Raw genomic sequence first — 24770 nt, 5'->3', positions numbered from 1 at the left:
CAGGTGGCCTGAGAAATCGATTACCCGAAGCTAGGGGCCCTCGCCGGGGGTGTCAAGTACGGCCCGGCCGCGGGCCGACAGGCGGTAGCCGACCTCCAGGCTCTCGGTCAGGCCCAGCTCCTTGAGCTTGCGGACGTCGGCCTTGAACACGGGCGTGGCCAGGCCGAACCGCTCGGCCAGCTCCGCCGCGCGCACCCCGGGACGCGCCGCGATCTCGGCGAGGAAGGCCCGCGTCCACGGGCCACGTTTGCTCGTTGCGTCCTTTTTGTTCAACTTGCTGAGCAATTCGGACAATTGCTCACCGGCGGGCACCTCGTCCCGCAGCGCCACCCGCGGATCCGCGCCACCGGGCCCGAGTTCCATCCGGAAGACCTGTCCGTCCGGCCGTCCACTCAGGAAATGCCGCAGTTCGGCGGTGTTTTCGTAGCCCGCCCGCCGGGCATCCTCTTCGGAGATGTCAGCGACAGCGACCGGATCGACCGAACGCACGGCCACCACGCCCAGCGCGGTGCGCAGGGTTCCCCCTGCTCGGACGGTGGGGCGGCGCCAGCGACGGAAGGCGAGCGTGACTTCCCCCGCCATGATGCGCTCGAGCGTCACTCGCGGAATAAGCACGAGCCTCCTCCGTCACGAACCGCCAAAGGACTCTGGACAACCGCACCCGGGACGGTCAGACTAACCCACGTTCGTCTACCGTACGTGTTGGGTTATGTGCGTTCTGTGTCGATCTTTGGTGACTTGACACACAATAGCGGCACGAAAACGCACGAACCCGCACACACAGGATAGTCTGGGTGCATGTCTGTGGCGCTGGAGACCGTACTGGCGAAAGCCGGGCTCAAGGTGGACGCGACCGAGTTCCTCACGCACGTGGAGGACGCCGCTCGCAAACTGTCCCCGCCGAATCCGGACCCATCGGATTATTTCTCCGCCGAGCAGCGCGACGCGCTCATCGACGTCGGGCTGGACCTCGCGCCACAGGCGGAGAGCGAGCCGGACATGCGGGCCAGGACGGTCGCCGCGCACGCGGTGCTCGCCGAGTCCTCGCTGACCGTGCTCGCCGCCGCCGAACGGCTGGGCGTGGACGACAGCCGCATCCGGCACAAGATCAAGGACCGCAGGCTCGCCGCCTGGAAGGCGCAGGGCGGCTGGCGGCTGCCGTCGTGGCAGTTCACCTCCTCCGGGCTGCTGCCCGGGCTGGACGTGGTGCTGCGCGCGGTGCCCGAGGACCAGCCGCCGCTGGTGGTGGCCGCGTTCATCAGCACCCCGCAGCCCGATCTGGTGATCAACGACCGGCCGGCCACTCCCCGGCAGTGGTTGCTGGCGGGTGGTGATCCCGAGCCCGTCGCCCGGCTGACCGAGACCTTGGGCACCCCCGCCTGACCGCGTCTCGAGAGATCACCTGTCCGCACGAGAAAGTGTTGAACCCCACGCATGGCCAGGCTCCCCCTGCCACCCGCGCGTGCCGTCCTGGTCAGGGAACTGCGGCGTACCGAGGACGTCGTCGCGGTGCACCCGGCGACCAGGCTGGTGCGCATCTTCACCGCGCACGGCAACCACCCGCAGCAGTGGAACTCGTTCCGCTACACCGGTCCGCTCCCGCACGGCCGCTTCGACCAGCAGCGGCCGGGCCGCGGCGGCGTGCCGGTGACCGACCAGAAGAACGGGGTGCTCTACTTCGGGCTCACCGTGCGCACGAGCGTCGCGGAGGTGTACCAGACCACGTCCACGGTGGACCGCAAGACCCGCGGCCCGCGCCTGGTGGTGGTCCGGCCGACGCGCACGCTGCGCCTGCTCGACCTCGGTGGCCTCTGGCCGACCAGGGTCGGGGCGTCGCAGGAGATCTCCAGCGGGCCGAAGAAGATCACGCAGGCCTGGGCGCGCGCCATCCGCTCGGCCTTCGGCGACCTGGACGGCCTGTGGTATCGCTCGTCGATGGACTCGGGTGACCCGGCCCTGTGCCTGTGGGACCCGCCGGCGGGTGGCGCGCTGCCGTTGAAGCCGGAGGTCCTGCTTCCGCTGGACCACCCGGGGCTGGACGTGCCGCTGGGCCGCGTCTGCCACGAGCTCAACTACGACATGGTCAACTAGGCGCTCACCACGACGTCGCGGTCGTCGAACCCGGCGACCACCCGCAACCGCCCGCCCAGCGCGGCGATGTAGCGCCGGACCGTGTCCAGTTCCATCTGGGCGAGGTCGCCGTTCTCCAGCTGGCTGACCCGCGGCTGGCTGACCCCGATCCGCCGGGCGAGTTCGGTTTGGCTCACCCCGGCCTGCTCGCGGAGCTGCGCCAAGCGGAAGCCGACGAGGTGGGCCTCGGTCACCTCTTTCGCCCGGGCACGCGCGGCCTCCACGTCCCGGCCCGCGGCGCGGTCCCTGGCGTTCTTCTCCGCCTTGACTTCCCGCCAAGATCGGCTCATGTCCCCGCCTCCTCCAACCGGCGCAGATGCCGTTCGTATCGCCGTTCCGCGACCGGGATGTTCGTGCTGTACCAGCCTCGCCAGTCGCCTGCCTTGTCCCCGGCCACCAACAGGATCGCCCGCCGGCGGGAATCGAAGACGAACAAGATCCGGACCTCGGTGTTCCCCGAGGAGGCTGGGCGCAACTCCTTCAGGTTGTGGTACCTCGCTCCCTTGATCCGGTCGACCAGCGGGCGCCCGAGCGCGGGCCCCTGATCGGCGAGCAGGTCAATGGCTTCTTCGACCAGATCCGCACTGACCGGATCCGCTTCGCACAACCCGGAGAACCACCGGTCGACCTCCGCGTGCAACTCGATTTCCCAGACCACTCCCGAACCATAATGCAGTCCTTATAGGTCGAGCGCAAGCTCACTCGCACGGGTGGCCGGAAGTTACGGCAGTAAGCGCGAGTAGCGGATCTCCACCGCTGACCCGTCGGCGAACTTGGTGGATTGGGTCACCTGGTCACACAGCCACCCGTGGGCTTCGTAGAACTGGCGCGCCCGGGCATTCCGCTCGAACACCCACAGCACGGCGTGCCCGAAGCCGCAGGCAGCCAGGTGGGCGATGGCGGCTTCGTGCGCGGCGTGCCCCGCGCCGGTTCCGTGCCATTCCGCGGCGGCGTACAGCGCGCCGAGCATGCCCGGCGAACCGTCCCCCAGCACGCCCGCGTAGGCGCCGATCTCCCCATCGGCGTTGACCGCGACCAGCATGGTGCTGCGGTCCGTCGACGCGGCGATGCGCGCGGCGAACATCTCCTCCCACTCCGGCCGCCGCAAAGAATCGAGGTGGTCGTCGGGCAGGATGCCGCGGTAGGCCGTCCGCCAGCCGTCGAGGCAGATCGCCGCCAGCCGGTCGGCATCGGCGGCGACAGCCCGGCGGACGGCCCACCTCACGCTCATCCCAGGTGCCGCCCCCACCACTCGAGAACCGCTTCGAACCGCTGCACCCGGTGCCGCGGCCGCCCGGACCGGCTCAGCTCGTGCCCTTCACCGGGGAACAGCAGGAACTCCGTCTCCACCCCGTTGCCCCGCAGCGCCACGAACAACCGCTGCGCCTGCTCCACCGGGCACCGCCAGTCCTCTTCGGAGTGCACCACGGCGAACGGGATGCCGATCTTCGCCGCGTAGGTGAGCGGGCTGCGTTCCCGCTGCACCTCCGGATCGGTCCCCACGTAGCACTCGACGAACTCCCACCCGATGTCCGAACTCCCGGCGAACGAATCCCACGCGTTGACCGCGCGCTCGCTCCACGCCGCGCGGAACCGGTCGCCGTGGTGCGCGGACAGCCACGTGGTCATCAGCCCGCCGTACGAACCACCCATCACACCGACCCGCGAAGCGTCCAAATCGGACCGTTCCAGCGCGGCGTCGAGGAAGCTCAGCAGGTCCGTGACGTCCACAGTGCACAACGCGCGGACGATCGCCCGCCCGTGCGACTCGCCGTAACCGGCCGAACCACGCGGGTTCGCCATCACCACCGCGTACCCGGCCGACGCGTACACCTGGGCCTCGTCGAACAGCGACCACTCGTACGGCGCGAACGGCCCGCCGTGGATCACCAGCAGGACCGGGTGCGGCCCCTCCCCCGCCGGCAGCACGACCCAGCCGTGCACCGGGTGCCCGTCCGCCGCGGTGGCGGTCAGCTCGACCGCCGGGCGCACGTTCTCCCGCAGCGGCGCGGAGAAGTCGGTCAGCGTGCGGGCCTCGCCGTGCTCCAGCAGCACCACTTCCCCGGAGTCCACCGGCGAAGCCACCACGGCGGCGACCCGGTCACCGTCCACGGAGAACCCGCGGACCGCGGCCTTCTCGCCGAGCAGGCGGCGCAGCCCGGCCAGTTCAGCCTGGTCCGCGTCGGACGGCACCGCGCGCAGTTCGGCCGCGCCGCGCGTGCGGACGACCACCAGCACCTCGTCACCGAGCACCGCGGGCCTGCCCGCACCGGCGTCGGTGTCGACGGTCTCGGCGTCGGTCAGCCGCCGCGGGGTGGCCGGTTCGCCGTCGGTGCGCAGCGGCGCCGCCCAGAGGCCGCGGTTGCGCACCATGTCGGGACCGGTGAACTCGATGCCGTGGAAGTAGACGACGCCGTCCGCGGTGACCAGCGGCGCCGCCGCGTCGCCCGCGGTGCGGACGGCGAGCACCGGCTCACCGCCGGCGACCGGCACGGCGTAGAGATCGGCGTTCAACGTCTCCACCCGGCCCCAGTCGCGGGGCGCGACGACCAGCACGAACTCGCCGTCCGGGGTCCACTCGGGATCGTGGACGTCCACCTGCTCGTCGGTCAGCGGGGTCAGCTCGACCGGCTCCTCGACGGAACCGTCCACCACGAACAGCCGTTGTGGACGGTCGCGCAGGAAGCCGATGTCGTCGATCCGGTAGTCGAACCGGGTGATCCGGCGCGGCGCCTCGGCCGCGGCCTCGACGGTCTCCCCGTCGGCGTCGGGCGTGCCGTACCGCCCGGCTTCGGGAATCCGGGCGGTGAAGGCGATCCGGCGCGAATCCGGCGCCCAGCGGAAGCCTTCGACGCCCAGCGGCACGTCGGTGACGCGCTTGGCTTCACCACCGTCGGCGGGCATCACGTGCAGCTGGGCGCCGCGTTCGCCGGTCACCCGGAGAAAGGCGACCTGCGTGCCGTCCGGGGAAATGGCGGGCTCGCTGTCGCGCGGGCCGTGGGTCCACGGCCGGTCACCGCCGGCCGGGCTCACCCGGCGGACCACGCCGTGGGCGCGGTTCGCCTTCAGATCGGGCCGGGACAGCCCGGTCAGCAGCAGATCACCGTGCAGAGCGGGCGAACGAGGTGCGGTCAGCAGTTCGATGTCAGTGGGAAGCACGATGCCGACCGTACAACTTCCGCCCGCTCCGGCGGGGGATCAGCGCTCGGGCTGGGCCGCTTCGGCCTCGCGCTCCTCGGGTGACTTGGCGTTCAGGTCGAGGTTCGGGCCCTGGACCGACTCCGGGTCCTTCTTGGCCTTGCGCAGGCTGAGCACCGTGGTCAGGGTCAGCACGGTGACGATCACGCCGAGCGAGACCCAGTTGTTGATGTCGAGCCAGTCCGGCACCAGGTGGTACTCGTGCAGCGCGTGCAGGAACAGCTTGGCGCCGATGAAGCCGAGGATGATCGCCAGCCCGTAGGACAGGTAGACCAGCTTGGTGACCAGGCCGCCGAGCAGGAAGTACAACTGCCGCAGGCCCATCAGCGCGAAGGCGTTGGCGGCGAAGACCAGGTACGCGTCCTGGGTGATGCCGAAGATGGCGGGGATGGAGTCGACCGCGAAGAGCAGGTCGGCGCTGCCGATGGCGACGATCACCACGAACATCGGGGTGATCCAGCGCTTGCCGTCGCGCTTGACGAAGGACTTGTGGCCCACGTAGTCGTCGGTCACCGGGAAGATCTTGCGGACCCACTTGGTGACCGCGTTCTCGTGGTATTCCTCGTGGTCGTCGTTGCCGCGCACCATGCTGACCGCGGTCCAGATCAGGATCGCGCCGAAGAGGAAGAAGACCCAGACGAACTGGGCGATCAGGGCCGCGCCGACGGCGATGAACGCGCCGCGCATGACCAGCGCGAGCAGGATGCCGATCAGCAGCACGCGGTGCTGGTGGATGGCGGGCACCTTGAACGAGGACATGATCACCATGAAGATGAACAGGTTGTCCACGCTGAGCGAGTACTCGGTGATGTAGCCGGTGAAGAACTCGACGCCGGGGTCGTGCCCGCCGAAGATCCACACCCCGATCCCGAACAGGACCGCGCAGGCGACGTAGAAGGTGACCCACCGGGCGGCTTCACCGGTCGTCACCTGGTGCGGCTTGCGATCGACGACAACGAGGTCGATGGCGATCAGGACCAGCAGGCCGCCGATCGTAGCGATCCATAGCCACAATGGAACCGTCATGAAAACTACCCTCCGGTATAGCGGGGACGACCAACCACTACCCGGAGGTCTCTTCCACCGGTGCGGAACCGGCCGATGGCGCCGGGCGTCACTGAGGACGGCCGTGCTGACGACGCCATCGCGAAGGAATACTCCCCTCCACGTGCTTGACCATCTTGGCCGTTGAGCGGGTCGAACGCCAGCCAGGGTCACCGGTGTCACCGTTTTGCCTGGCGTAACCTGCGTCACGTCCAGGCAACCTGATACCCACAGGACACTCTCAGCAAACGTCCCATACGGTCACTGCGTGCCCCCACTTCCACTACTCCGAGATACGCCACCTCGGCGTCGCCGGGTGATCGCACTGGTGCTGGTCGCCGTGGTCGCCGCGGCCGGTGTGCTCGTCTGGTCGCAGACCGGTGAGGAAGCCTCGCCGATCCGCACCGAAGATGCCACCGTCGAGGTCGCCGCGGCGCCCGGTTCGCCCGATCGTGTGCGCCTGGACACCACGCTGTACCTCCCCGAGGTGACGCCCGCGCCCGCGGTGCTGATGCCCCACGGCTTCGGCGGCAGCAAGAACAGCGTCGCCGCCGACGCGCGCGAAATGGCCGAACGCGGGTTCGTCGTGCTGGCCTGGTCCGCGCGCGGGTTCGGCCGTAGCACCGGGCAGATCGCGCTCAACGACCCCGATTACGAGGTCGCCGACGCGCAGCGCCTGCTGGACAACCTGGCCGAACGGCCCGAGGTGCGGACCGACGGGCCCGGTGACCCGCGCGTCGGGGTCACCGGCGGGTCCTACGGCGGTGCGCTTTCGCTGCTGCTCGCCGGGATCGACAAGCGCGTGGACAGCATCGCGCCGGTGATCACCTACAACGACCTGAGCCAGGGCCTGATCCCGAACTCGGCGACCCCGGCGGCCGCCGCGGCGGGCACCCCCGCCGAGAACGCGTTCGCCCCGGACGGGGTGTTCAAGCGGTCCTGGGCTGGCATCTTCTTCTCCGCCGGTTCCGGTGGCGCTTCCTCCGGGGAACCGGGCAACGAGGCACCCGAAGCCGGGCAGGAGCAGGACGACAGCGGCTCGACCGGCGGCGGCATGGGTGGCGGCCAGGACGCCGCGGCCGCCGCCGGGGCGATGGCGGGCGCGCCCGGTGGCCAGGGCGGACCGGGTGGTCCCGGTGCGCCGCCCGGCGCGGGCGACCCATGCGGGCGGTTCACCGAAGCCGTCTGCCGCGCCTACGCCGACGTCGCCGCGACGGGTAAGGCGGGGCCGGAGACGCTGAACCTCCTTCGCCGCGTCTCGCCGGTGTCGGTGACCTCGAACATCACCGCGCCGACGCTGCTGGTGCAGGGCGAGCGCGACACCCTGTTCGGGCTGGACCAGTCCGACGCCACCGCCCGCCAGATCGCCGCCACCGGCGGCAAGGTCAAGTCGATCTGGTTCGCCGGCGGGCACGACGGCGGCCGCCCCGGCCCGAAGCTGCGGGCGCAGATCGGCGACTGGATGGCCTTCCACCTCAAGGGCGAGGGCAGCGACCCGGGCACCGGCTTCGCCTACGACGTCCAGGGCGCGCTGCGCACGGACGGCGCGCCGTCGGTGCGCACCGTCGAGGCCCCGGCCTACCCGGGCATCGGCGCGCCACCGGCCGAGCGGCGGCAGATCCCGCTACTGGGCCAGGAACAGCCGATCGTGAACCCGCCGGGCGGCAATCCGGCGGCGGTGAGCGGCATTCCGGGGCTCAACGGGATCGCCGCCGGCTCCTCGCGGCTGGCCGGGTTGTTCTCGGTCGAACCGCCGGGCCAGTCCGCGCGCTTCGCCTCCGCGCCGGTCGAGTCGCAGGTGCTGGTCGCCGGATCGTCGACGGTCCGGCTGCGCGTCGCGGCGAACGGCCCGGTCCCGCCCGAGGGCGCGGTGCTGTTCGCGAAGCTGTACGACGCCAGCCAGGACGGCACGCGCACGCTGCCGGGCAACGGGGTCGCCCCGATCCGGATCCCGGCGCTGCCCGCCGACGGTTCGGCCGCGGAGGTCACCGTGACCCTGCCGCCGATCGTGCGGCCGGTCGAGGCGGGGCATTCGCTGGTCCTCGTGGTCAGCACCACCGACCAGGCGTATGCCACGCCGGTGCAGCCGGCCACCTACCGGGTTTCGCTGGCCGAGGGCAGCGCGCTCGGGGTGCCGGTGGTGCCGGGTACCGCGGTCAGCACCGGCTGGCCGCTCGGGCAGGTGCTCGGCATCGCCGGCACGCTGCTCGCCGCGCTGGTGGTGGCCGTGATCGCGGGCATCCGGCGCAAGCGGTCGCACGTGCTGGACGAGGAACTGGCGGACACGCCGCTGGTGATCGACAACCTGACCAAGTCCTACCCCGGCGGGCTCACCGCGGTGAAGGACCTGTCCTTCCGGGTGGAACCGGGTCAGGTGCTCGGCCTGCTCGGGCCGAACGGCGCCGGGAAGACCACCACGCTGCGCATGCTGATGGGCCTGATCTCCCCGAGCGCCGGGTCCATCCGGGTGTTCGGGCACAAGGTCACCTCGGGGGCGCCGGTGCTGTCGCGGATCGGCTCGTTCGTCGAGGGGTCCGGCTTCCTGCCGCACCTGTCCGGCCAGGACAACCTGCGGCTGTACTGGGACGCCACCGGGCGGCCCGCGGACAAGGCGCACTTCACCGAGGCGCTGGAGATCGCCGGGCTCGGCGACGCGGTGCACCGCAAGGTCCGCACCTACAGCCAGGGCATGCGGCAGCGGCTGGCGATCGCCCAGGCCATGCTCGGCCTGCCGGAGCTGCTCGTGCTCGACGAACCGGCCAACGGGCTCGACCCGCCACAGATCCACCAGATGCGCGAGGTGCTGCAGCGCTACGCCGCGACCGGCCGCACCGTGGTGGTGTCCAGCCACCTGCTCGCCGAGGTCGAGCAGACCTGCACGCACGTGGTGGTGATGCACCGCGGCAAGCTGGTCGCCGCGGGCGAGGTCAACGACATCGTCGCGGCGGGTGGTGAGGCGACCTTCCGGGTGGACCGCCCGGACGCGGCCGCCGAGACGCTGCGCGAAGCCGGGGTGACCGAGGTGGTCACCGAAGGCAGGCTGGTGCACGCCGATCTGGCGGGCATGGACCGGGCCGACGCGGTGGCCGTGCTGGTCAAGGCCGGCATCGCGGTCGAGCAGGCCGGACCGCGGCGGCGGCTGGAAGACGCGTTCCTGCAACTGGTCGGAGAGGAGGCGAACGCATGAGCAAGGCGGAGAAACTGGCCGAGGCCAACGCCGCGGTCGACCACGGCGTGCACACCGATCCGGCCGCGCTGCAGGAACTGACCGACGCGGCCAGCGCCGAGCCCACCGAGGTGGGCGCGGACGGGGCCGTGGCGGGGTACCGGGCCGGGCGCACCCTGCGCCTCGGCGTGGAACTGCGGCGGCAGCTGAAGCGGCGGCGCACGCAGCTGGTGCTCGGTTTTGTCGCGCTGCTGCCGTTCATCCTGGTGATCGCCTTCGAAATCGGCGAGGCGAACCCGAACCGGCGCTCGGGCGGGTTCGTCGACCTGGCCACCGCCAGCGCGCCGAACTTCGTGGTGCTGGCGTTGTTCGTCTCGGGCACGTTCCTGTTGCCGATGATCGTCGCGTTGTTCTTCGGGGACACCATCGCCAGCGAGGCGTCGTGGTCGAGCCTGAAGTACCTGCTCGCCATCCCGGTGCCGCGGCACCGGGTGCTGCGGCAGAAGGCGATCGTCTCGGCGCTGCTCTCGGCGATCGCGCTGGTGCTGCTCCCGCTGGTGTCACTGCTGGTCGGGGTGGTCTGGTACGGCGCGGGCGACGCGATCAGCCCGACCGGTGACGCGGTCACCTTCGCCGACAGCCTGCTCGCGCTGGGCATGTCGATCGTCTACATCGTGATCCAGCTGGCCTGGGTGGCCGGGCTGGCGCTGCTGCTCAGCGTGCTCACCGACGCGCCGCTGGGCGCGGTCGGCGGTGCGGTGCTGGTGGCGATCGTCTCGCAGATCCTGGACCAGATCACCGCGCTCGAGGACCTGCGGAACTACCTGCCGACGCACTACTCGTTCGCGTGGATCGACCTGATCTCCACGGACATCGACTGGTCCAACATGGCCAGCGGGGCGTTGTCCTCGGTGCTGTTCGGCACGGTGTTCGGCCTGCTGGCCGCGCGCCGGTTCGCCACCAAGGACATCACCAGCTGAACCCGTTCCCGGCCCCGGTCGTCCCCCGTGGACGGCCGGGGCTTTTCGCGTCCGGATAGCCGATTGCCCACCGCGGCCGGGTTCTGTGAGGATTCGGCGATGCGCAGGTTCGGGGCCGCGGTGGCGGCGTTGCTGATGGCGGTCGTGCTGGTCTCCCCCACCGCGCACGCGGCCGAGGACATCGGTTCGGCGTTGAAGCGGGTGCCGGGGCTGACCGTGGTCTCGGAGGAACAGGCGCCCGAGGGGTTCCGGTTCTTCAAGCTGACCTTCACCCAGCCCGCCGACCACCGGAACCCCGGGGCGGGCACGTTCGAACAGCGGCTGACCCTGCTGCACCGGGACGTGCGCGCGCCGATGGTGATGTACACCAGCGGGTACAACGTGTCGGCGAGCCCGAACCGGTCGGAGCCGACGCAGCTGGTCGACGGGAACCAGTTGTCCATGGAGTACCGGTACTTCACGCCGTCGCGGCCGGAGCCCGCCGACTGGGGCAGGCAGCTGACCATCTGGCAGGCGGCCACCGACCAGCACCGGGTGGCGGCCGCGTTCAAGGCGTTGTACGGGGCGAACTGGCTGGCCACCGGCGGGAGCAAGGGCGGCATGACCGCGGTGTACTTCCGGCGGTTCTACCCGTCGGACGTGCAGGGCACGATCGCTTACGTGGCCCCGAACGACGTGGTCGACGGGCTGGATGGGTACGACCGGTTCCTGTCCACTGTGGGCGATGACCCGGCGTGCCGGGAGGCGTTGCGCGCCAACCAGCGGGAGTCGCTGAAGCGGCGGGACGAGCTGGGCGCGCTGGCTTCGGCGGAGGCTTCGGCGAAGGGGTACACCTTCGACGTCGTGGGGTCGCAGGACAAGGCGATGGAGATCGCGATCATCGACTCGTACTTCACCTTCTGGCAGTACCAGAAGCAGGCGGACTGCGCGTCGGTGCCGGGGCCTTCGGCGTCCACGCAGGAGATCTGGGACTTCTTCGTGCGGGTGGAGAGCCTGAACACGTACGCGGACCAGGAGCTGGCGCAGTACGTGCCGTACTACTACCAGGCGGCGGTGCAGCTGGGCATACCCGCGTCGTACGAGCGGCACCTGCGGGACCTGCTGCGCTACCCGGGCTCGAACGTCGCGGCGACGTATGTGCCGGATTCGGTGCGGTTGCCGCGGTTCGACCACCTCGCCATGCCGGACGTCGACTTCTGGGTGCGGTCGCGGGGTTCGCGGTTGCTGTTCGTGGACGGGGAGAACGATCCGTGGAGCGCCGAGCCGTTCCGGCTGGGCTTCGGTTCGCGGGACTCGTACCGGTACGTGGTGCCGGGCGGAAACCACGGCTCGAAGATCGGACAGTTGCCGGCTGCTGATGCCACCGCGGCCACGGACACGGTCCGGCGGTGGGCGGGTGTCCCGGCTCCCACCGCGCGCTTGGACACGACGGGTCTCGATGCTGATCCGCTGATGGAGAACCGGCCGCGGCTCTAGCGGTTCAGGTGAGCCGGCCCGCCCGGTGCAGGTGGTCGAAGATGATCTGGTCAACGGGCGAAACGCGCTCGCGGTCGGCGTAGGTCAGCCAGGTGAGTTCCTCGATCTCGCTGCTGGGGGCCAGGCTTCCCCGGTAGTCGGCGGTGTAGCAGGTCATCCGCACGGTGGTACCGGTCGCGTGGCCGTGTGCCTGGCTTTGGAAGGTGCCGACGTACACCGCGCTGGCCGGCGAGATGGCGACGGTGAGTTCCTCGTCGATCTCCCGGACGAGGGTCTGGACGTCGGTCTCGCCGGGCTCGCGCTTGCCGCCGGGGAGGTAGTACACGTCCTTGCCCCGTGAACGCGTGCTGAGGACCTTGCCGTTCTCCAGCCGGATCCACGCAATCTTGTCGATCACCGTCATGGGTGCGCCTTCCTCCCCGCCCGCTCCCATGATCTTGGCGTACCGCGGCCCACCACGGGGTGACGGGCACAGCCCGGGATCACCGCCCTCGGGCCTGCCTCAGGCCCAGTGCGGCGCAGGCCAGTGCTACGGCGTGGGCGCGGCGCGGGTGCGGGGCGGGCGGCAGCGGACCGCTGCACGAATCGACCGGTCCCGGCGGGGCGGGAGTGCGCCCCGCGGGGGCGCCCCGCGGTGAGCGGCACCACGGTGGGTGGCACCACGGTGGGTGGCACCACGGTGGGCGGCACCACGGTGAGCGGCACCGGGCCACCCACCGCGGCCCGGCGTTCGTCGCGGGGAGGGCGGGGAGCTGCCGAGGCGTCGGTTACTTGATGCCGGCGGCGTCCATGCCCCGCAGTTCCTTCTTCAGGTCGGCCACCTCGTCCCGCAGGCGGGCGGCCAGTTCGAACTGCAGGTCCCGCGCCGCCTGCATCATCTGGTCGGTCATCGACTGGATCAGGTCCGCCAGCTCCGCCCGCGGCATGCCCGCCACGTTCTTGTCCACCAGCACCCCGGAGCTGCGGCCGCCCCCGCCCTGCTCCGGCTTCTTGCCGCGCGAGGCGTTGCGGCCCGAACCACCGACGGCGACCTCGTCGGTGTCCTCCGCCTCCGTGTACACCCGGTCCAGGATGTCCGCGATCTTCTTCCGCAGCGGCTGCGGGTCCACCCCCCGCTCGGTGTTGTACGCGATCTGCTTCGCCCGCCTGCGGTTCGTTTCGTCGATCGCGTGCTGCATCGAGTCGGTGATCTTGTCCGCGTACATGTGCACCTGACCGGACACGTTTCGCGCGGCCCGACCGATCGTCTGGATCAGCGAGGTCCCGCTGCGCAGGAACCCCTCCTTGTCCGCGTCCAGGATCGCCACCAGCGAAACCTCGGGCAGGTCCAGCCCCTCCCGCAGCAGGTTGATGCCGACCAGCACGTCGAAGTCGCCCGACCGCAGCTGCCGCAGCAGCTCGACCCGCCGCAGGGTGTCCACCTCCGAGTGCAGGTACCGCACCCGGATCCCCAGCTCCAGCAGGTAGTCGGTGAGGTCCTCGGCCATCTTCTTGGTCAGCGTGGTGACCAGCACCCGCTCGTCCTTCTCCGCCCGCTCGCGGATCTCGTGCACCAGGTCGTCGATCTGGCCCTCGGTCGGCTTGACCACCACCTCCGGATCGATCAGCCCGGTCGGCCGGATCACCTGCTCGACGAACTCCCCGCCGGTCTGCCCCATCTCGTACGGCCCCGGCGTGGCCGACAGGTACACCGTCTGCCCGATCCGGTCGGAGAACTCCTCCCAGGTCAGCGGCCGGTTGTCGGTGGCGCTGGGCAACCGGAAGCCGAACTCGACCAGGTTCCGCTTGCGCGACATGTCGCCCTCGAACATGCCGCCGATCTGCGGCACCGTCACGTGCGACTCGTCGATGACCAGCAGGAAGTCGTCCGGGAAGTAGTCGATCAGGGTGGCCGGGGCGGATCCGGCCGGGCGGCCGTCGATGTGCCGCGAGTAGTTCTCGATGCCCGAGCAGAAGCCGACCTGGCGCATCATCTCGATGTCGTAGCTGGTGCGCATGCGCAACCGCTGCGCCTCCAGCAGCTTGCCCTGCTTCTCCAGCTCGGCCAGCCGCTCCTCCAGCTCGGCCTCGATGCCCTTGATCGCCTTCTCCATGCGCTCCGGCCCGGCCACGTAGTGCGTGGCCGGGAAGATCCGCACCTCGTCCAGCTCCTGCACGATCTCGCCGGTCAGCGGGTGCAGGTAGTAGAGCTTGTCGATCTCGTCGCCGAAGAACTCGACCCGGATCGCCAGCTCCTCGTAGGCCGGGATGATCTCCACGGTGTCCCCGCGCACCCGGAAGGTGCCGCGGGCGAAGGCGATGTCGTTGCGCGCGTACTGCACGTCGACCAGCGCGCGGAGCAGGGTGTCCCGCTCGACCTCGGCGCCGACCGCCAGCCTGGTCGACCGGTCCAGGTAGGACTGCGGCGTGCCGAGGCCGTAGATGCAGGACACACTGGCGACCACGATCACGTCGCGCCGGGACAGCAGGTTCATCGTGGCCGAGTGCCGCAGCCGCTCGACGTCGTCGTTGATCGACGAGTCCTTCTCGATGTAGGTGTCCGTCTGCGCGATGTACGCCTCGGGCTGGTAGTAGTCGTAGTAGCTGACGAAGTACTCGACCGCGTTGTGCGGGAAGAAGTCGCGCAGCTCGTTCGCCAGCTGGGCGGCCAGCGTCTTGTTCGGCGCCATCACCAGCGTGGGCCGCTGGACCCGCTCGATCAGCCAGGCGGTGGTCGCCGACTTCCCGGTACCGGTGGCACCGAGCAGCACGACGTCCTTCTCCCCGCCGGCGATGCGGCGCTCCAGGTCGTCGATGGCGGCGGGCTGGTCGCCGGCCGGCGCGTAGTCGCTGACCACCTTGAACCGCCCGTCGGCCCGGGGGACCTCGGAGACGGGGCGGAACTCGGACTGCGCCAGCACGGGGTGTTCGGTTGCGAAAGCCACGGGTCCAGGGTAGGCGCACCCACCGACAGTTTCAGATCAGCAGTCGCAGCCGCAGTCACAGCCGTCGCAGCTGTCACACCAGGCGTCCTTCGGCTTGCCGCTCCACGCCCCGGGGTACGGGTCGCGGCAGCAGACCTGGCAGCTGCAGCACTGGTAGAAGGCGACCAGGCAGCCGAACACGGCGTTCCGCCTGCGCGGCGGCACCCGGAACTTCGGCACCCAGCAGCAGCCGCCGTCCCCGTCGTGCGGGCCGGGACCGCGTTTCTTCTTCTTGGGCGGCTTGCCGCCGGGACCGGTCGCCCCTGGCGGGGGCTGCTGCCCGTACGGCCCGTAGTGGCCCGGGTGCCCGTACGGCGACTGCGGCTGCCCGCCCGGGTGGTGCGCCTCGATCTCCAGGTGCCCGAAGGTCCGCCGGACCGCCTGCTCCAGCTCGTGCACGAGCAGCGCGTGCACCAGCTTGCCGTTTTCGAAGGTGGCCTCCCGCATGGCCAGCCGGACACCCAGCACCGCGTCGTCGCAGTGGCGGCGCACGTCGGCCACCGTCGCGCCGGTGGCCAGCAGCGGGTTCCACGCCCCGGTCTCGGTGTCCTCCGCCAGGTCCTCGACCGCGTCGAGCAGGTGCGCCGCGCGGCCGAAGAGCCTGCCCACCTCGGTCAGCGGCGCCACGTTGCCCGGCCGCCCGGCCAGCACCGCGGTCTGCGCGAACGCCGCCGCCGTGGCTTCCTCGGTGGGCTCGGTGGCCAGCAGGACCGGGTCGCCGAGGCGGACCGCGCGCTCGACCTCGCCCTGCCGGTCGACCGCGTCGAGCAGCACGGCGGTGTCGAAGCCGATCCGCGATCCGGTGCGGCTGCCCTGCTCGGCCCAGCGCGAGGCCACCCGGCGAGCCGCGCCCGCCACCGCGCGGCGGCCGAAGGCGCCGTCGCCGTCCTCGACGTGGTCGCTGACCTTGGCCGAGGCGAGCACCAGCGAGACCGCGGCCGCCAGCTGCGCCCCGGACCCGCGGGCCACCGACGTCGGGCGCATCGCGCGCAACGGGCACGGCCCGGCGTCGCGCCGTCCGTCCGCCTTCGGTGACTGCGCCTCGACCAGCGCCGAGATGACCAGGCCGTCGTAGTTGGTGACCACGCGCGCCAGCTGCCCGTGCTCGTCGCGCAGGGCCAGGCACAGGCCGCACAGGTGGGCCAGCCAGTCCGCGTGCAGGCCGTCGGACAGGCGGTGGCGGCAGGGCCGGATGATGCCGAACATGTGCTTCCCCTCGATCTTCCCGCGCCGACCTTAACCGGGAAGATGGGCGCATGAGCCCACATCCGCCCAAAGTGGAGACCTTCGATCCGGACAAAGCCGCGAACATCGACAACAAGGGCATCGTCCGCGAGGTCGAGCGCTTCCAGGTCGAGCCGTACGGGCTCTACATGGCGCGCCCGGCACCCGGCCGCGCGCAGTTCCACTACCTCGAATCGTGGTTGCTGCCCGCCCGCGGGCTGCGGGTCACCGACTTCTGGTTCAGCCCCGGTCACGAACGCGACCAGGACTTCTACCTCGACGTGGTGGAGGTGGAGCAGGACGGGCGGATCTGGCGCGCCACCGACCTCTACGTCGACATCGTGCTGCGCGACGGCGTCCGCCTCGAAGTGATCGACACCGACGAACTGCTCGAAGCCACCGTCGCCGGGTTGATCACCGAGAAGGCGGCCCAGCGCGCGCTGGAGACCACCTACGCCACCGTCGAGGGCCTGGCCGCGCACGGGTACCACCTGCGGGACTGGCTCGCCACCACCGGGGAACACCTGACGTGGCAGCGGAAATGACCGACTGGCCGTCCACTGTGGAGGATGCGGTGGCTGTCCAGGAGCGCCTCGCGCCGTCCGTGGTGCGCGAGGCGCCCGCGGGGTTCGCACCGCGCACGGCGGCCGGTCTCGACGTGTCCTACGGGGACGTGCTGCGTGCCGCGGTGACCGTGCTGGACCTGGACACACTGGCCGTCGTCGACCAGGCCGTCGTCGAAGGTGAAGCCGGATTCCCTTACGTACCGGGGTTGTTCGCCTTCCGCGAGCTGCCCGCGCTGCTCGACGCCCTCGAGGAGCTGACCACCGCACCGGACGTCCTCGTCTGCGACGGCCAGGGCCTGGCCCATCCGCGGCGCTTCGGCCTCGCCTGCCACGCGGGTGTGCTGACCGGCCTGCCGTCCCTGGGCGTCGGCAAGAACGCGCTGGGCGCCTACGAACCGCCCGCGCCCGAACGCGGTGCGTGGTCGGAACTGCGTGACGACGGTGAGGTGGTCGGCCGCGCGCTGCGCACCCGCGACGGCGTGAAACCGGTGTTCGTCTCGATCGGGCACCGGATGGACCTGGCCACCGCGTGCTCGCTGGTGCTCCGCCTGACCCCGCGCTTCCGCCTGCCGGAGACCACGCGCACCGCGGACCGGCTCTCCCGGGGCTGACCCGCCGCTCCACCGATCGGTGGAGGCGCGGCGACCGCCGGTGGACCGGTGTTCTGGCCGCCGAGGCGATCCGCGCGACCCCCTTCCCGCGCGAACCTGTTCGCACACAGGAAAGGGGACGCGCGAATGCCGATCATCGAGGTATCCGGGCTACGCAAGCGGTATGGGGACAAACTGGCCGTCGACGGGGTCTCGTTCACCGTCGAACGCGGCGAGATCTTCGGCATCCTGGGGCCGAACGGGGCGGGCAAGACGACCACGGTGGAATGCCTGGAGGGGCTGCGCGAGGCCGACGAGGGCACCATCTCGGTGCTCGGGCTCGACCCGCGGCGCGACACCGCCGAACTGCGCCAGCGCCTCGGCGTGCAGCTCCAGGAGAGCGAACTGCCGGACAAGCTGAAGGTGCGCGAGGCGCTCGACCTTTACGCCTCCTTCTACCGGAATCCCGCCGATCCGGCGAAGCTGCTGGCCGATCTCGGGCTCTCGGACAAGAAGGACACCGCGTACAAGAAGCTCTCCGGCGGGCAGAAGCAGCGGCTGTCCATCGCGCTGGCGCTGATCGGCAGCCCCGAGGTGGCCGTGCTCGACGAGCTGACCACCGGGCTGGACCCGCAGGCCCGCCGCGACACCTGGGAGCTGATCGAGGGCATCCGCGCCCGTGGCGTGACCATCGTGCTGGTCACCCACTTCATGGAGGAGGCCGAGCGGCTCTGCGACCGGATCGCGGTGATCGACGCCGGCCGCGTGGTGGCCATCGACACCCCGGCCGGGCTGGTCGCGGGCGTGAACGACGAGCAGCGCATCCGGTTCCGCCCGTCGGCGGCGATCGAGGACGAGGCGTTCACCGCGCTGCCCGAGGTGCGGCGGGTGGAGCGCCAGGGCGGGCAGGTGGTGATCACCGGCAACGGCAACGTGCTGCACGCGGTCACCGCGGTGCTGGCCAGGCGCCAGGTCATCGCCAGCGAGCTGCGGGTGGAACAGACCACTTTGGACGACGCCTTCGTGGCGCTGACCGGCCGGAAACTGGAGGACGTGTGATGGGCGCGCTGGCGAAACTGACCGCGGTCGAGGCGAAGCTGTACCTGCGCGATCCCGGCACCACGGTGGTGGTGCTCGGCATCCCGCTCGCGCTGCTGGTGGTGTTCGGCCTGGTGCCGGGCGCGGGCGAGCCGTCCGAGGAGTTCGGCGGGCAGGTCCCGCTGGACACCTTCATCGCGCCGCTGGCGGTGTCGATCCTGCTGGCCATCCTGGCGGTGACGGCGTTCCCGGCGATCATGGCCATCTACCGGGAGAAGGGCGTGCTGCGCCGCCTGTCGGCCAGCCCGGTGCCGCCGGCGCGGCTGCTCACCGCGCAACTGCTGGTGAACCTGGCCGCGGCACTGGTGGTGCTGCTGCTGATCGTCGGCTTCGGCGCGCTGGTGCTGGGCATGTCGCTGCCGGCCAACTTCGCCGGGTTCGCGGTGGTCGCGGTGCTCGGCACCGCGGCGCTGTTCTCGGTCGGCCTGCTGATCGCGGCGCTGGTGCCGACCGGGCGGGCCGCGAACGGCGTCGGGACCGCGGTGTTCTTCCCGATGCTGGCGCTCGGCGGGGTGTGGGTGCGCAAGGAGGACCTGCCGGGCTTCCTGCAGCCGGTGGCCGACGTGCTGCCGATGGGCGCGACGTTCAACGGCATGCGCGAGACCTGGGCGGGCGGCAGTCCCGAGCTGCTGCAGCTCGGCGCGCTGGCGCTGGTCACGGTGGTCTGCGCCGGTCTCGCCGCCCGGTTCTTCCGGTGGGAGTGAGCCGATGACGATCACCCGGGAGCGGACGGCGGACCCGGTGCTCCGGCCGTTCGCCACAGGACCGGTGTTCGCCGTGGCGGGCGCGATGGCGGCGGTGCTGCTGCTGGTCAACGGCGGTTACGGCTACTTCGGCGACGAGCTCTACTTCCTGGCGGCCGGACGGCATCTCGACTGGGGGTATGCCGACCAGCCGCCGGGGCTCCCGCTGCTCGCGCACCTGATGGACCTGCTGGCGCCGGGTTCGGTGTGGGCGTTGCGGCTGCCTTCGGTGCTGGCGATGGTCGTGTCGGTGGTGTGCACCGCGCTGATCGCCAGGGAACTCGGCGGCGGCAGGCGGGCGCAGGTGCTGGCCGCCGGCGCGTTCGCGGTCAGCATGCAGTTCCTCGGCAGCGGCCACTACCTCGCGACGTCCACCATGGACCCGTTCCTGTGGACGGTGCTGCTGTGGCTGCTCACCCGCTGGCTGCGCACCCGGTCGGACGACCTGCTGCTCTGGGCGGGCGTGGTCACCGGGCTGGCGCTGAACGTGAAGTTCCTGGTCCCGGCGTTCTGGGTGGTGGCGCTGGCCTTCGCCGCCTGGCTCGGGCCGCGTGACCTGCTCGCCCGGCCGAAGCTGTGGTTCGGCGCGGGGATCGCGCTGCTGATGGCCGTGCCGACGGTGGTGTGGCAGGCGAACAACGGCTGGCCGCAGCTGGAGATGGGCGAGGCGATCGGGGACGAGAACCCGGACAAGCTGGCCGCCGCGCTCTCCTTCCCGGTCCTCGCGCTGGCGACGGCGGGCGTCGGGGTCGGGCTGGTGCTGGTCCTCTACGGACTGTGGCGGCTGCTGCGCACGCCGTCCCTGCGCTTCCTCGGGTGGACCCTGCTGGTGCTGACCGTGCTCTTCGCGGTGACCGGCGGCCGCTTCTACTACGTGGCGGGCCTGTTCCCGCTGTGCTGGGCGGTCGCCGCGGTCCGGCTCGAGGCCGGGCAGGCACAGCGCTGGTGGCGGTGGATGGCGACGTGGCCGGTGTACGCGCTCACCGCGGTGATCGCCGTGCCGTCGACGCTGCCGGTCCTGCCGGCTTCGGTGCTCGACGCCAACCCCGGCCTGCCGCGGCCGATCTTCGCCGACGCCGAGCGGGGCTGGCCCGAGTTCACCGACGCGGTCGCCGCGGTCTACCACTCCCTGCCGCCGGAACAGCGGGAGCGCACGGCGATCGTCACGCAGGTGTACTGGCAGGCGTCCGCGCTGGACCACTACGGCCCCGAACGCGGGCTGCCGGAGCCGTACAGCGGCAACCGCGGTTACTGGACGCTGGCCACACCACCGGCTTCGGCGGACACCGTGCTCTACGTCGGCGCGGACAGCCCGGTGCTGCGCACGCACTTCGCCCAGGTCGTGCCGGTGGGTGCGGTCGACACGAAGCTTCCGTCGGCCCCGATGTTCACCCAGGGCGCGCCGCTGTGGCTGGCCACCGGCCCGTCGTCACCGCTGCCGGAGTTGTGGCCGGCGTTCCGCGACCTCGCGCTGTGACCGTGGCGGATAATGCCGTGGTGGAGACCAAGGCGAAGCCCAGCTGGGTGGGGGTGTCGGAGGACACGCCCACCCACTGGAGCCCGTGGGCGATCCGGCTGGAGCGGTGGTTCCCGTACTTCATGCTCGGTCTGAGCGTGGTGATCCAGCTGACCACCTCCACGCACTCCGCCGAACACCAGCGCGTCACGCTGCTGCTGGCGGGCGTGGCGCTGTGCTGGGTGGTGCTGACCGACACGCTGCCGCGGCTGCGCGCGCCGGACAACCGCTGGCTGCCGGTGCTCTCGATGGCCGGCCTGCTGGCGCTGGCCGGGGTGCTGATGGCCAGGGAGACGCTCTACCTGCTGTTCCTGATCGTCGGCTTCTTCCACGCCTTGCGCCTGCGCCCGGTCTGGCTGATGCTGCTCGGCCTGCTGGCCACCTCGGTGCTGATCAACAGCCTGGCCTCGGGCGGGCCCGACGAGGCGCTGCTCACCAACCCCGAGCTGTTCATCCCGGTGGTGCTGGTGCAGACGCTGGCCATCGCCGGGGGTTCGCTGATGGGCGACAAGCTGATGGAGCAGAGCGCCAAGCGCCGGGAAGCGATGAAGAAGCTGGAAGCCGCGATGACCGAGAACGCCGGGTTGCACCGGCAGCTGCTCGCGCAGGCCAGGGAGGCCGGGGTGCTCGACGAGCGGCAGCGGCTCAGCCGCGAGATCCACGACACGCTGGCCCAGGGCTTCACCGGCATCATCACCCAGCTCGAAGCCGCCCGCAGCGATCCGGCCGAGCGCGAGCGGCACCTGGCCACCGCGACCGCGCTGGCCAGGGAGAACCTCGCCGAAGCGCGGCGCGCGGTGCACGCGCTGCGGCCCGAGGCGCTGGACTCGGCGAAGCTGCCGGAAGCCCTGCGCGGGGTGGCCGGGCGCTGGTCCGAACGCTCCGGGGTGCAGGTCGAGTTCACCACCACCGGCACGGTGCGCCGGTTGCACCCGGAGGTGGAGGCCACCCTGCTGCGGATCACCCAGGAGGCGCTGACCAATGTGGACAAGCACGCGGCGGCGGCCCGCACCGGCCTGACGCTGTCCTACATGGAGGATCAGGTGACCCTCGACCTGCGTGACGACGGGCGCGGGTTCGACCCGGCGGCCCCGCGGCCGGACGGCTACGGGCTCAGCGGGATGCGCCAGCGCGCGGAACGGCTGGCCGGGGAACTGCACGTGGAGTCCGAGCCGGGCGCGGGCACGGCGATCTCGGTGAACCTGCCCGCCATCACCGCCCCGGAGGAAGAATGATCAAGCTGCTGATCACCGACGACCACCCGGTGGTCCGCGACGGCCTGCGGGGCATCTTCACCCCGGAGCACGGGTTCGAGGTGCTGGGTGAGGCCGCCGACGGCGCCGAGGCGGTCGACCTGGCCGAGCGGCTGCGCCCGGACGTGGTGCTGATGGACCTGCGGATGCCGGGCGTGGACGGGGTCGCCGCGATCACCGAGCTGGCCAAGCGGGGCAATCCCGCCAGGGTGCTGGTGCTGACCACCTACGACACCGACTCCGACGTGCTGCCCGCGATCGAGGCCGGCGCCACCGGGTACCTGCTCAAGGACTCGCCGCGGGAGGACCTGTTCCGCGGGGTGCGGGCGGCCGCGCGCGGCGAGTCGGTGCTCTCCCCCGCGGTGGCCAGCCGGATGATGGCGCAGATGCGCGCCCCGGCGAAGGAACCGCTGAGCGGGCGCGAGCTGGAGGTGCTCGGGCTGATCGCGCGCGGATCGACCAACAAGGACGCCGCGGCGAAGCTGTTCATCAGCGAGGCCACGGTCAAGACGCACCTGCTGCACGCCTACGCGAAGCTCGGGGTGAAGGACCGGGCCGCGGCGGTGGCCGCGGCCTACGAACGCGGCCTGCTCACACCACGGCGAGGGTGACCGGGCGGCCGGGGTCGGCGCCGCGGTGCAGGCCCGGCGGGTCCTCGGGGTCGTGCGGGAAGCCCGCCCCGGCCAGTTCCTCGGTCACGTCGGCGTTCGCGGTCAGCCGGAGGTCGATCACGTCGGGTGCCTCGGTGCCCGGTTCGGCGGTCGGCCCGACGTGCTCGATGTTCTCGCCCTTGGCCCCGACCGCCGCGCGGATCCGCGCGATCGCCCGCTCGGCCTGCACCGGCCAGGTGTCGTCGTGGGGCACCGGTTTGAGCGAGGGCCGCGGGCGCACCCGGCGCAGCCGGACGTTCGCCTCGAACGGCACGATCCGGTCGGCCCACAGCCGGTCCACTTCGGACAGCACGAGGTCGGGGGTGCCGCCGTTGTCCAGCCACACGTCGGCGACCAGGCGGCGCTGCTCGGGGCCGGCCTGGGCGGCGATCCTGGCCCGCGCGTCGGCCTCGGCCATGCCGCGGGACTCGACCAGCCGCCGCACCCGGACCTCCGGCTCGGCGTCGACCACCAGCACCAGGTGGTAGTGCGGGGCGAGGCCGTTCTCCACCAGCAGCGGCACGTCGTGCACCACGATGCCGTCGGCGGCGGCCTGGCCCATCAGCTCGGCGGTGCGCGCGCCCACCCTGGGGTGGACGATCGCGTTGAGCCGCCGCCGCGACTCGTCGTCGGCGAACGCCTTGGCGGCCAGCGCCGGGCGGTTCAGCGAACCGTCCTCGGCCAGCACGTCCTCGCCGAACGCGGCCACCACCTCGGCCAGGCCCTCGGTCCCCGGTTCGACCACCTCGCGGGCGAGCCGGTCGGCGTCGATCACCAGCGCCCCGTGCTCGGCGAGCCGGGTCGCCACCGTCGACTTGCCCGCACCGATCCCGCCGGTCAGCCCCACACGCAGCATGGCCGCATTCAACCAGCTCACCCCCGGTGCCACGGTGAGTGGTCGTTACCGAACCGATTTGGGTGACACGCCGCGCGAGTGCGCCGGAACGACCGGCACGTTGCGTACGGTGCCGGTGATCGATTCACGGAGGAACGATGCCCGCGAGCAAGCACACCGGAAGGCACCGGCTCGGCACCCCGGGCCTGGTGCACTGCGTCCGGCATCGGCCGGTGGCCGAGGCACTGGTGGAGTACCGCCGCACCTGGCTGACCGCGTTGCTCGTGCCTGCCAAGCACAGCCTCGCCGGGTTGAAGCGGCGGGCGCGCGCCGCCGCCACCATCGATCGCATGTGGGCGCCCGCCACCACCTGATGGGTTATGTTTCCCCGGCGGGGCCGAGGAAACGGGGACAGTCATGGCGGCACGGGAGGGCGCGGCGCGATCGGCCGCCGAGACCAGGGAGCGGTTCCTGCGCGCCGCCATCCGCGTGCTGGCCGAGCAGGGCGTCGCCGGGCTGACCGTGCGCAACCTCGCCGACGCCGCCGGCTCCTCCACGATCGGGGTGTACAGCCGGTTCGGCGGGCGCGCCGGGGTGCTCGACGCGCTGTACGAACGGGCCTTCGAGCAGCTCGACGCGGCGTACGCCACGCTGCCGCCACGAACGGGTGACCGGCGGGCGGACGTGCTCGCCCTCGCGCTGGTCTACCGCCGCTTCGCGCTGGAGAACCCGGCCCGGTACGCGTTCATGTTCGAGCGCCCGGTGGCCGACTTCGACCCGGACCCGGCGCTGCGGCTGAGCGTGCTGCGGTCCAGTTTCACCCAGGTGGTGGACCGCGCCAGCCCCGAGGGACTGTCCGCTGAGGACGGCAGGCGGTACTCGTACCTGCTCTGGACCACCATGCACGGGCTGATCAGCGTGGAGCTGACCAACGCCGCGCGCAGCCCGCTGCCCGGCTGGTTCGTCGACCCCGACGACCAGGCCCGCGAGCAGGTCTACACCGACGGCGTGCTGGCCATCACCACCGGACTGGACGCCCGGTTCGGCTGACCGGTCGCGGTCAGGTTCACCCACTCGGATTCATGAATTGTTGACGTGCTGGTTACACGCGGAATAGCCGGCTATTTCGCGGCGGCTTGCCGAGCACTTGGCCGCCACTTGGCTGCGGCTTGACCCCCAGGTCAGCCCCGTTGACGTGGTGGCCAAGGCCAACCTAAATTGACCCGGCATCACACTTCTGAGTTCATCGCCGCCACTCACGAGTGATGATTTCCCGGCGGACCGGCACAGCAGGTCACGCAAAGCAGGTCACCCCCCAGCACTGGTCGACATTGAGGA

Annotated in this window: 23 protein-coding genes and 1 pseudogene; 14 read left to right on the top strand and 10 right to left on the bottom strand. The window is 71.3% G+C overall.

Annotated elements, in window-relative coordinates; translation table 11 throughout:
• Nucleotides 1–30 precede the first annotated feature (30 nt).
• On the bottom strand, nucleotides 31–600 hold the full coding sequence (locus JYK18_RS27295) for a hypothetical protein (protein WP_307796085.1): 570 nt from the start codon (nucleotides 598–600) through the stop codon (nucleotides 31–33).
• 198 nt (nucleotides 601–798) lie between these two features.
• Between JYK18_RS27295 and JYK18_RS27290 the strand changes: the two genes are divergently transcribed.
• Together JYK18_RS27290 and JYK18_RS27285 are read left to right on the top strand one after the other, a co-directional pair.
• Nucleotides 799–1383, top strand: a complete 585-nt coding sequence (locus JYK18_RS27290) for a DNA-binding protein (RefSeq protein ID WP_206806325.1) — start codon at nucleotides 799–801, stop codon at nucleotides 1381–1383.
• Nucleotides 1384–1434: 51 nt separating this feature from the next.
• Nucleotides 1435–2091, top strand: a complete 657-nt coding sequence (locus JYK18_RS27285) for an RES family NAD+ phosphorylase (protein WP_153033808.1) — start codon at nucleotides 1435–1437, stop codon at nucleotides 2089–2091.
• Here the strand turns inward: JYK18_RS27285 and JYK18_RS27280 are convergent.
• The 5 genes from JYK18_RS27280 to JYK18_RS27260 form a co-directional block, all read right to left on the bottom strand.
• Nucleotides 2088–2420: a helix-turn-helix domain-containing protein gene (locus JYK18_RS27280; protein ID WP_206806324.1), complete on the bottom strand. Its 333-nt coding sequence runs from the start codon at nucleotides 2418–2420 to the stop codon at nucleotides 2088–2090. The two genes, JYK18_RS27285 and JYK18_RS27280, sit on opposite strands and share 4 nt — an antisense overlap.
• Nucleotides 2417–2788, bottom strand: coding sequence for a type II toxin-antitoxin system RelE/ParE family toxin (locus JYK18_RS27275; protein WP_206806323.1), 372 nt, complete (start codon nucleotides 2786–2788; stop codon nucleotides 2417–2419). Before JYK18_RS27275 ends, JYK18_RS27280 begins: the two co-directional genes overlap by 4 nt.
• 63 nt (nucleotides 2789–2851) lie before the next feature.
• Nucleotides 2852–3361, bottom strand: a complete 510-nt coding sequence (locus tag JYK18_RS27270) for a GNAT family N-acetyltransferase (RefSeq protein ID WP_206806322.1) — start codon at nucleotides 3359–3361, stop codon at nucleotides 2852–2854.
• The gene (locus tag JYK18_RS27265; protein ID WP_206806321.1) at nucleotides 3358–5289 is read right to left on the bottom strand and encodes a S9 family peptidase; all 1932 of its coding nucleotides are present in this window, start codon (nucleotides 5287–5289) and stop codon (nucleotides 3358–3360) included. The genes JYK18_RS27270 and JYK18_RS27265 overlap by 4 nt, the downstream gene beginning before the upstream one ends.
• A gap of 39 nt (nucleotides 5290–5328) precedes the next feature.
• Entirely contained in the window at nucleotides 5329–6354 is a 1026-nt protein-coding gene (locus JYK18_RS27260) for a TerC family protein (protein ID WP_206806320.1), read from the bottom strand.
• Nucleotides 6355–6640: 286 nt separating this feature from the next.
• Here JYK18_RS27260 and JYK18_RS27255 point away from each other — a divergent pair, with 286 nt between their 5' ends.
• The 3 genes from JYK18_RS27255 to JYK18_RS27245 all read left to right on the top strand — a co-directional run bounded on the left by JYK18_RS27255 (nucleotide 6641) and on the right by JYK18_RS27245 (nucleotide 11994).
• Nucleotides 6641–9559, top strand: coding sequence for an alpha/beta fold hydrolase (locus JYK18_RS27255; protein WP_307796084.1), 2919 nt, complete (start codon nucleotides 6641–6643; stop codon nucleotides 9557–9559).
• Nucleotides 9556–10518: an ABC transporter permease gene (locus JYK18_RS27250; protein ID WP_206806318.1), complete on the top strand. Its 963-nt coding sequence runs from the start codon at nucleotides 9556–9558 to the stop codon at nucleotides 10516–10518. Before JYK18_RS27255 ends, JYK18_RS27250 begins: the two co-directional genes overlap by 4 nt.
• Before the next feature lie 99 nt (nucleotides 10519–10617).
• Nucleotides 10618–11994: a S28 family serine protease gene (locus JYK18_RS27245; protein WP_206806317.1), complete on the top strand. Its 1377-nt coding sequence runs from the start codon at nucleotides 10618–10620 to the stop codon at nucleotides 11992–11994.
• Nucleotides 11995–11998: 4 nt separating this feature from the next.
• On the opposite strand, the gene JYK18_RS27240 is transcribed toward JYK18_RS27245, so the two are convergent.
• The 3 genes from JYK18_RS27240 to JYK18_RS27230 all read right to left on the bottom strand — a co-directional run bounded on the left by JYK18_RS27240 (nucleotide 11999) and on the right by JYK18_RS27230 (nucleotide 16163).
• Nucleotides 11999–12391 carry an NUDIX domain-containing protein gene (locus JYK18_RS27240; protein ID WP_206808151.1) on the bottom strand — a complete coding sequence of 131 codons (393 nt, stop codon included), beginning with the start codon at nucleotides 12389–12391 and terminating at the stop codon, nucleotides 11999–12001.
• 370 nt (nucleotides 12392–12761) lie between these two features.
• Nucleotides 12762–14918: an excinuclease ABC subunit UvrB gene (gene uvrB / locus JYK18_RS27235; RefSeq protein ID WP_307796083.1), complete on the bottom strand. Its 2157-nt coding sequence runs from the start codon at nucleotides 14916–14918 to the stop codon at nucleotides 12762–12764.
• Nucleotides 14919–14954: 36 nt separating this feature from the next.
• Nucleotides 14955–16163: a DUF5685 family protein gene (locus tag JYK18_RS27230; RefSeq protein WP_206806316.1), complete on the bottom strand. Its 1209-nt coding sequence runs from the start codon at nucleotides 16161–16163 to the stop codon at nucleotides 14955–14957.
• A gap of 50 nt (nucleotides 16164–16213) precedes the next feature.
• On the opposite strand from JYK18_RS27230, the gene JYK18_RS27225 reads away from it, so the two are divergent.
• From JYK18_RS27225 to JYK18_RS27195, 7 genes are all read left to right on the top strand, one after another.
• Nucleotides 16214–16726, top strand: a complete 513-nt coding sequence (locus JYK18_RS27225; RefSeq protein WP_206806315.1) for a DUF402 domain-containing protein — start codon at nucleotides 16214–16216, stop codon at nucleotides 16724–16726.
• Entirely contained in the window at nucleotides 16723–17358 is a 636-nt protein-coding gene (locus JYK18_RS27220) for an endonuclease V (protein ID WP_206806314.1), read from the top strand. Before JYK18_RS27225 ends, JYK18_RS27220 begins: the two co-directional genes overlap by 4 nt.
• Nucleotides 17359–17484: 126 nt before the next feature.
• Complete coding sequence (locus tag JYK18_RS27215) at nucleotides 17485–18396, top strand: ABC transporter ATP-binding protein (protein ID WP_206806313.1); 912 nt, start codon at nucleotides 17485–17487, stop codon at nucleotides 18394–18396.
• On the top strand, nucleotides 18396–19139 hold the full coding sequence (locus JYK18_RS27210) for an ABC transporter permease (protein WP_206806312.1): 744 nt from the start codon (nucleotides 18396–18398) through the stop codon (nucleotides 19137–19139). Before JYK18_RS27215 ends, JYK18_RS27210 begins: the two co-directional genes overlap by 1 nt.
• 4 nt (nucleotides 19140–19143) lie before the next feature.
• The gene (locus tag JYK18_RS27205) at nucleotides 19144–20655 is read left to right on the top strand and encodes a glycosyltransferase family 39 protein (RefSeq protein WP_206806311.1); all 1512 of its coding nucleotides are present in this window, start codon (nucleotides 19144–19146) and stop codon (nucleotides 20653–20655) included.
• Between the two features lie 20 nt (nucleotides 20656–20675).
• Nucleotides 20676–21929, top strand: a complete 1254-nt coding sequence (locus JYK18_RS27200; protein ID WP_307796082.1) for a sensor histidine kinase — start codon at nucleotides 20676–20678, stop codon at nucleotides 21927–21929.
• Complete coding sequence (locus JYK18_RS27195; protein ID WP_206806310.1) at nucleotides 21926–22558, top strand: response regulator transcription factor; 633 nt, start codon at nucleotides 21926–21928, stop codon at nucleotides 22556–22558. The genes JYK18_RS27200 and JYK18_RS27195 overlap by 4 nt, the downstream gene beginning before the upstream one ends.
• On the opposite strand, the pseudogene coaE reads toward JYK18_RS27195, so the two are convergent.
• Nucleotides 22545–23453, bottom strand: a pseudogene (gene coaE / locus JYK18_RS27190) (dephospho-CoA kinase); the annotation flags it as partial. The gene JYK18_RS27195 and the pseudogene coaE overlap by 14 nt on opposite strands.
• Nucleotides 23454–23590: 137 nt before the next feature.
• Between coaE and JYK18_RS27185 the strand changes: the two are divergent.
• Together JYK18_RS27185 and JYK18_RS27180 are read left to right on the top strand one after the other, a co-directional pair.
• Entirely contained in the window at nucleotides 23591–23806 is a 216-nt protein-coding gene (locus JYK18_RS27185; protein WP_206806308.1) for a hypothetical protein, read from the top strand.
• Nucleotides 23807–23849: 43 nt separating this feature from the next.
• Entirely contained in the window at nucleotides 23850–24482 is a 633-nt protein-coding gene (locus JYK18_RS27180) for a TetR/AcrR family transcriptional regulator (RefSeq protein WP_206806307.1), read from the top strand.
• Nucleotides 24483–24770: the final 288 nt, after the last annotated feature.

The organism is Amycolatopsis sp. 195334CR (genome assembly GCF_017309385.1).
Taxonomy (GTDB): domain Bacteria; phylum Actinomycetota; class Actinomycetes; order Mycobacteriales; family Pseudonocardiaceae; genus Amycolatopsis.
The sequence above is the reverse complement of the archived record's forward strand: the minus strand, read 5'-3'. Positions and strand labels throughout refer to the sequence as shown.